8 protein-coding genes are annotated in these 6236 nt (G+C 72.3%); 2 read left to right on the forward strand and 6 right to left on the reverse strand.

Features of this window, described 5'->3' with window-relative positions:
* Positions 1–10: 10 nt before the first annotated feature.
* Both ACT4N7_RS14835 and ACT4N7_RS14840 read right to left on the reverse strand, forming a co-directional pair.
* Positions 11–904 carry an SCO6745 family protein gene (locus tag ACT4N7_RS14835; RefSeq protein WP_444829296.1) on the reverse strand — a complete coding sequence of 298 codons (894 nt, stop codon included), beginning with the start codon at positions 902–904 and terminating at the stop codon, positions 11–13.
* A gap of 25 nt (positions 905–929) precedes the next feature.
* A complete protein-coding gene (locus ACT4N7_RS14840; RefSeq protein ID WP_444829297.1) occupies positions 930–1232 on the reverse strand; it encodes an MTH1187 family thiamine-binding protein in 303 nt (100 codons plus the stop codon).
* A gap of 42 nt (positions 1233–1274) precedes the next feature.
* On the opposite strand from ACT4N7_RS14840, the gene ACT4N7_RS14845 reads away from it, so the two are divergent.
* Together ACT4N7_RS14845 and ACT4N7_RS14850 are read left to right on the forward strand one after the other, a co-directional pair.
* Entirely contained in the window at positions 1275–2318 is a 1044-nt protein-coding gene (locus tag ACT4N7_RS14845) for a DNA polymerase IV (RefSeq protein ID WP_444829298.1), read from the forward strand.
* Between the two features lie 29 nt (positions 2319–2347).
* Positions 2348–2851, forward strand: a complete 504-nt coding sequence (locus ACT4N7_RS14850) for a MarR family winged helix-turn-helix transcriptional regulator (protein ID WP_444829299.1) — start codon at positions 2348–2350, stop codon at positions 2849–2851.
* Here the strand turns inward: ACT4N7_RS14850 and ACT4N7_RS14855 are convergent.
* The 4 genes from ACT4N7_RS14855 to meaB form a co-directional block, all read right to left on the reverse strand.
* A complete protein-coding gene (locus tag ACT4N7_RS14855; protein ID WP_444829300.1) occupies positions 2848–3156 on the reverse strand; it encodes a DUF3817 domain-containing protein in 309 nt (102 codons plus the stop codon). The two genes, ACT4N7_RS14850 and ACT4N7_RS14855, sit on opposite strands and share 4 nt — an antisense overlap.
* Positions 3157–3216: 60 nt before the next feature.
* A complete protein-coding gene (locus ACT4N7_RS14860; RefSeq protein ID WP_444829301.1) occupies positions 3217–4266 on the reverse strand; it encodes an ABC transporter permease in 1050 nt (349 codons plus the stop codon).
* Positions 4263–5174: an ABC transporter ATP-binding protein gene (locus ACT4N7_RS14865; RefSeq protein ID WP_444829302.1), complete on the reverse strand. Its 912-nt coding sequence runs from the start codon at positions 5172–5174 to the stop codon at positions 4263–4265. The genes ACT4N7_RS14860 and ACT4N7_RS14865 overlap by 4 nt, the downstream gene beginning before the upstream one ends.
* 76 nt (positions 5175–5250) lie before the next feature.
* A complete protein-coding gene (gene meaB / locus ACT4N7_RS14870; protein ID WP_444829304.1) occupies positions 5251–6192 on the reverse strand; it encodes a methylmalonyl Co-A mutase-associated GTPase MeaB in 942 nt (313 codons plus the stop codon).
* Positions 6193–6236: the final 44 nt, after the last annotated feature.

Genomic DNA, 6236 nt, shown 5'->3' on the forward strand with positions numbered 1-6236 from the left:
CGGCCGCCGGTCAGCCGACGGGTTCACCGGCGAGCCGGGCGAGGGCGACCTCGGGCGCGATCCCCATCGGGTTCACCCGCATCGCCTCGTTCTCCCTGGTGACACGCAGCGCGATCGGAGCTAGCAACTCGACAAGGCGGGCACCGGCCTGGTCACCGAGCTGTGTCCACGGCTCGGCGGCGGCCTCGTCGGTGAGCGCCTCGACCGACTCGCGCAGTTCCCGGCCCTCGCCGGTGAGTCCGCCGTCGTCGCCGAGGATGCCGCGGTCGAGCAGGCGCGCCCGGGCGGCGTCCCACTCGTCGGCGGGCCAGTTGCGCGCCTTCCGCATGTACGCCGCGGTCAGGCCGTGGTCGGCGGCGAAGGCCACCAGCGCCTCGCACGGGTCGAGCCCGGCGGTCACCAGCGCCGCGACATGGCCGTCGCCGCGCGATTCGCGCAGAGTGGTGACCGATTGCCAGAGGGCGAGGTGTGGCTCGTCGGGCAGGTCGACGGCGGCGTTGGCGGCGGCCAGCGCGCGGCCCGCGGTCGGCGCCCAGGCGGCGGCAGCGCGGGCCAACTCGGCGGCCTCGGCGATCTCGGGACCGGCCAGGGTGTCGGGGCCGAGCATCCGGCGCAGCGCGCCGTCGACTCCGGCGAGCCGGGTCCGCAGGTAGTCCTCCGGCGGGGCGACGGCCCACGCGTCGGGCAACGCGCGCTCCACCAGCGACGGGTGGAAGTTGTAGAACAGGCTGGTCACCAGCCAGGCGGGGGCCGCGCCGAGCGGGGCGGCGCGCATGCCGAAGTAACCCATCCAGCGGCCTTTGCAGCCCAGGGCGTCGGTGGCGGCGATCGACTCGGCGGTGAAGTAGGTGACGTCGTGGTAGGGCTCGAAGCAGAGCCACAGGTCGCGCGGGTCCACAGTCATCTCCTGATAGTAGGACGTCCGACTATTATCGTCGCTCGGCGAGATACCGCTCGATTCGCTCCACTTTGGCCGCGAGCTGGCCGGTGTGGCCCGGGCGGATGTCGGCCTTGAGCACGAGGCCCACCCTGGGATAGTCCGCGAGCAGCACGTCGGTGGCGCGCTTCACCACGGCCATCACCTCGTCCCATTCGCCCTCCAGCGTGGTGAACATCGCGCTTGTTTCGTTGGGCAGGCCCGACTCGCGCACCACCCGCACGGCGGCGGCGACGGCCTCGCCGACATTCTCCGACTCCCCGCCGAGCGGGCTGACACTGAACGCAACGAGCACGGTCACTCCTTCGCGGCTGCCCCTTGCGCGCACACTAGCGAGGTGGCCGTCGATCACTGGGTCCTGCACCTGGACCTCGACCAGTTCATCGCCGCCGTCGAGGTGCTGCGGCGCCCGGAGCTGCGCGGCCTGCCCGTCGTCGTCGGCGGGCAGGGCGACCCGACGCGGCGCGACGTGGTGGCCACGGCGTCCTACGAGGCGCGCGAGTTCGGTGTGCGGTCCGGGATGCCCTTGCGCACGGCCGCCAAACGCTGTCCCGACGCGGTGTTCCTGCCCAGCGACCCGCCGGTCTACGAGGAGGCGTCGGCGCGGGTGATGGCGACACTGCGGGAGTTCGACGTCCCGGTCGAGGTGCTCGGCTGGGACGAGGCGTTCCTCGGCGTCGAGACCGACGACCCGGAGGCGCTGGCGCGGGAGATCCGCCGGGCGGTGGCCGAGCGGACGGAGCTGAGCAGCTCGATCGGCATCGGCGACAACAAGTTGCGCGCCAAGCTGGCCACCGGTTTCGCCAAGCCCGCGGGCGTCTTCCGGCTGACCAAGGACAACTGGGTGGCCGTGATGGCCGACCGGCCGACAGACGCGCTGTGGGGCATCGGTACCAAGACCGCGCGCAAGCTCGCCGAGCTGGGCTTCGACACCGTCGCGCAGCTCGCCAGGGCCGACCCGGACGTGCTGGCCGCGCGGCTGGGCCCGAAGATGGGGCCGTGGTACCGGACCCTGGCGCTCGGCGCGGGGTCGGCCGAGGTGGTGGGCACGCCGTACGTGCCGCGCTCGCACGGCCGGGAGATCACCTTCCAGGAGAACCTGACCGACCCGGAGGCCATGCGGACCGAGGTGGCGCGGCTCGCCCACCGGGTCGCGGCGGACCTGCTGGCCGAGGGCCGACCCGCGATCCGGGTGGGCGTGAAGGCCCGGTTCGCGCCGTTCTGGACCCGCACGCGCAGCCTCACCCTGCCCGAGCCGACCGCCGCGGCCGATGACATCGCCGCCGCGGCGGCCACCGCGCTGGACCGCTTCGAGCTGACCCGCCCGGTGCGGCTGCTGGGGGTGTGGGCCGAGATGGCGCCGCCGCCGGAGGGCTACTGAACGGCCACCCCACTGGTAACTTCAGGCTCATGACGCCGCGCACGTTGCCGTTCGACCCGATCGCCCGCGCGGCCGAGCTGTGGCAGGAGCGGATCGGCGACCCGGCCACGATGGCCGCGGTCACCAGCGTGATGCGCGTGCAGCAGATCCTGCAGTCCGCAGTGGACGGTGCGCTCAAGCCGCACGGGCTGACCTTCGCCCGCTACGAAGCCTTGGTGCTGCTCACTTTCGCCAAGACAGGCAGCCTGCCGATGCGGGTGATGGGCGAACGCCTCCAGCTCCACCCGACGAGCGTGACCAACATCGTCGACCGCCTCGAAGCCGACGGCTTGGTCAAGCGCACGCCCCACCCGACCGACCGGCGCACCACCCTCACCGAGATCACCGAGGCGGGCCGGGAACGCCGCGCCCAGGCGACCGCCGCCGTCACCGCCGCCGACTTCGGCCTCCGCGGCCTGACCGACCGGCAGACGGCGCAGTTGACCGAGTTGCTGGCCAAAGTCCGCAAGGCGGCGGGCGACTTCCAGGACTAGACCGCCAGGTCGAGCTTGCCCGTGCGCAGGGCCCAACGTTCGAACACCAGCGTGGCCAACGGCGGCACGCTGCACACGAAGGCCCACACGGCGGTCCGCCGGTCCCAGCCGAGCTGCCGGGCGCTGAGCCACGTCACGGCGAGGTAGGCGACGAATATCGCGCCGTGGATCGGGCCGAAGATCTTGACGCCCAACTCGCCGGACTCGGTGACGTACTTGAAGAACATCCCGGTGAGCAGACCGATCCAGGACACGGCTTCGGCGAGCGCGACGACGCGGAACCGACCGGCGGGGGTGTCGAACATGGCTTCAGTGTGGGGCGTGAGCGGGCTCACGCCCCACCCGGGCCAGTGCCGGTGACCGCACTAGCTATCCTCCCAGGAGAACACCCGCGTCGCGATGAAGCCGACGACGAGGGTGAAGCCGATCAGGACCGCGCACGGCACCAGCAGCGCCTCCGCGGACTTGCCGCGCACCATGAAGTCCATCATCCCGTCGTTCATGTGCCGCAGCGGGAACACCTTCGACACCGTCTGCAGCCACTCCGGCGCGAGGTCGATCGGGAAGAACGTGCCGGACAGGAACGCCATCGGCAGCACCACGATGTTCGCCGCGCCGGACGCGGCCTCCTCGGTCTTGCAGAACGCGCCGACGAGCATGCCGATCGAGAAGAAGGCGAGGATGCCCGAGAGGAACACCGGGATCGCCAGCCACCACGTGCCGGAGAGCTGGAGACCGAACACGGGCAGCAGCGCGACGCCGACGAACAGCACCGCCTGCGCGAGCGCGACGGCGATGGTGACCAGGATGCGCGAGTTGAGGATGGTGACCGGGCCGACCGGGGCGAGCCGCAGCCTGCGCAGCACCTGCTTGCGCCGCCAGCTCACCAGGGTCAGCGACGCGCCGAACACGGCCGTGATGGCGATGCCCCAGCTCAGGATGCCCGGGGTCAGGTACTGGATGGGCTTGAGGGAGGCGTCCTCGACCTGCTGGGCCTGGAACTCGAACCGCGGTGGCTGGCCGCTGGCCCGCACGTTGAGCTCCTGGGTGAGACCGGCGACCAGGCCGCGCACGGTGCCCGCCAGGGTCTGGTCGCTGGCGGCGAAGCGCAGCACCACGGTGTCGCCCCTGGCCTCTACGAGGCCGGGGAGGTCGCCGTCGCGGACCTTGGCGACGCCCGCGTCGACGGTGTCGAAGCGCTCGATCTCGACCGCGCCGCTCTGCTCCAGCGCGGCGATCACCGGGCCGTCGCCGACCGCGCCCAGCTTGATCTTCTCCGCACCCGCCTCGCCGAAGAGCAGGCCGAAGATGACCAGGAACATCAGCGGGAAGACGAAGGTGAAGAACAGCGTCGTCTTGTCCCGGAAGAAGCCCTTCAACATCGCGGTCGACAGGCTCTTGAAGGGGCCCTTCACGCGCGGTACTCCCGTCCGGTCAGGTGGAGGAAGACGTCCTCCAGGGTCGCGGTGCGCACCTGCAGGCCATCGAGGGTGCCGCGCTCGGCGAGCGCGGAGAGCAGCGGCGCGGGCGTGCGGGTGGAGATCGTGAGCGACTGCTCGTTCTCCGTCGCGTCGTCCGCGCCGACGAGCGCGAGGGCCTCGGCCAGCGGCAGGGAGCCGCGTTCGAGGATCACGTGCGCGGGCGCGTCGAGGCCGCGCACCAGCGCCGCGGGCGTGTCCATGGCGAGGATCTTGCCGTGGTCCATGATGGCCACCCGGTCGCACAGGATCTCGGCCTCGTCGAGGTAGTGCGTGGTGTAGATGATCGTCTTGCCGCGCTCCCGGATCGCGCGCAGCACGTCCCACAGGTTGCGCCGCGCCTGCGGGTCGAGCGCGGCCGTCGGCTCGTCGAGGAACACCACGTCGGGGTCGTGCACGAGCGCGCAGGCGATGGACAGCCGCTGCCGCTGGCCGCCGGAGAGCTTGTCCTCGCGGGTGTCCGCCTTGTCGGTGAGGCCGACCAGTTCGAGCATCTCCCCCGCGGTGGCCGCGCTCACCCCGTACAGCGAGGCGAAGGTCTCCAACTGCTCGCGCGCGGTGAGCTTCTCGAAGAACGCCGACGCCTGGAGCTGCACGCCGATCCGCGGCAGCAGCGCGAGGTCGCGCGGGAACGGGCTCTGGCCGAGCAGCCGCACCGTGCCGCCGTCGGGCTTGCGCAGCCCCTCGATGATCTCCAGGGTGGTCGTCTTGCCCGCGCCGTTGGGGCCGAGGATGCCGAAGAACTCGCCTTCGGCGACGGAGAACGAGACGCCGTCGACGGCGTGCAAGTCCCCATAGGACTTGCGGATGTCCTCGACCACGACCGCGGGCGGAGTGTCTGCCATGGCGCACAACGTAGACCACGCCGTCGCGGCGTCGTGGCCGAACGTGCGAGATTTGGCCGGACGCGCGAGTTTCGGCTCAGGTGGCCTGGACGCCCGCGATGAGCTTGTCCGCGGCGGCGTACGGGTCGAGGTCGCCCGCCGTCACCTGCTCGGCGAGCCGGTCGAGCGCGTCGCCGCCGTGCAGGTCGCCGATGCGGGCGCGCAGCGCGGCGACGGCGATGGCCTCGATCTCGGCGCGGGCCCGGCAGGCGCGGCGCGGTTCCAGTTCGCCGTGCTCGGTCAGCCACGCGCGGTGCGCGTCGATCGCCGCGACGACGTCGGCGATGCCCTCGCCGCGGGCGGCGACCGTCTTGACGATCGGCTGGCGCCAGCTCGCGCCCCGGATCTCCCTGCGCCCCAACGAGATCATGTACCTCAGCTCGCGGGCGGTGGTGTCGGCACCGTCGCGGTCTGCCTTGTTGACCACGAACACGTCGGCGATCTCCAGGATGCCCGCCTTGGCGGCCTGGATGCCGTCGCCCATGCCGGGGGCGAGCAGCACCAGCGTGCTGTCCGCCAGCGACACGACGTCCACTTCGGACTGTCCGACCCCGACGGTCTCGATCAGCACCACGTCGAACCCGGCCGCGTCGAGCACGCGCAGCGCCTGCGGGGTGGCCCAGGCCAGGCCGCCGAGGTGGCCGCGGGTGGCCATGGAGCGGATGAACACGTCGGGGTCGGTGGCGTGGTCCTGCATTCGGATGCGGTCGCCGAGCAGCGCGCCGCCGGAGAACGGCGAGGACGGGTCGACGGCAAGCACGCCGACCCGCTTGCCCCGCGCGCGGTAGGCCGAGACGAGCGCGGACGTGGTGGTCGACTTGCCCACACCGGGCGGGCCGGTGAGGCCGACGACCTCGGCTCGCCCGGTGAACGGCGCCAGCGCGGCGGCCACCTCGCGAAGCTGCGGGCTCGCGTCCTCGACCAGCGAGATGAGCCGGGCGACCGCGCGCGGCAGACGCAGCCGCGCGCGGGCGGCCAGAGAGGCCCCCGCGGCCGGCCGGGGCCAGCACCGTGCTTGGGGAC

It is taken from the genome of Actinokineospora sp. (assembly GCF_052390155.1).
Classification (GTDB): Bacteria; Actinomycetota; Actinomycetes; order Mycobacteriales; family Pseudonocardiaceae; genus Actinokineospora.

Coding starts and splice junctions, on each gene's coding strand:
- ACT4N7_RS14835 (WP_444829296.1), bottom strand. CDS start 904: ATGACTGTGGACCCGCGCGACCTGTGGCTCTGCTTCGAGCCCTACCAC.
- ACT4N7_RS14850 (WP_444829299.1), top strand. CDS start 2,348: ATGACGCCGCGCACGTTGCCGTTCGACCCGATCGCCCGCGCGGCCGAG.
- ACT4N7_RS14855 (WP_444829300.1), bottom strand. CDS start 3,156: ATGTTCGACACCCCCGCCGGTCGGTTCCGCGTCGTCGCGCTCGCCGAA.
- ACT4N7_RS14865 (WP_444829302.1), bottom strand. CDS start 5,174: ATGGCAGACACTCCGCCCGCGGTCGTGGTCGAGGACATCCGCAAGTCC.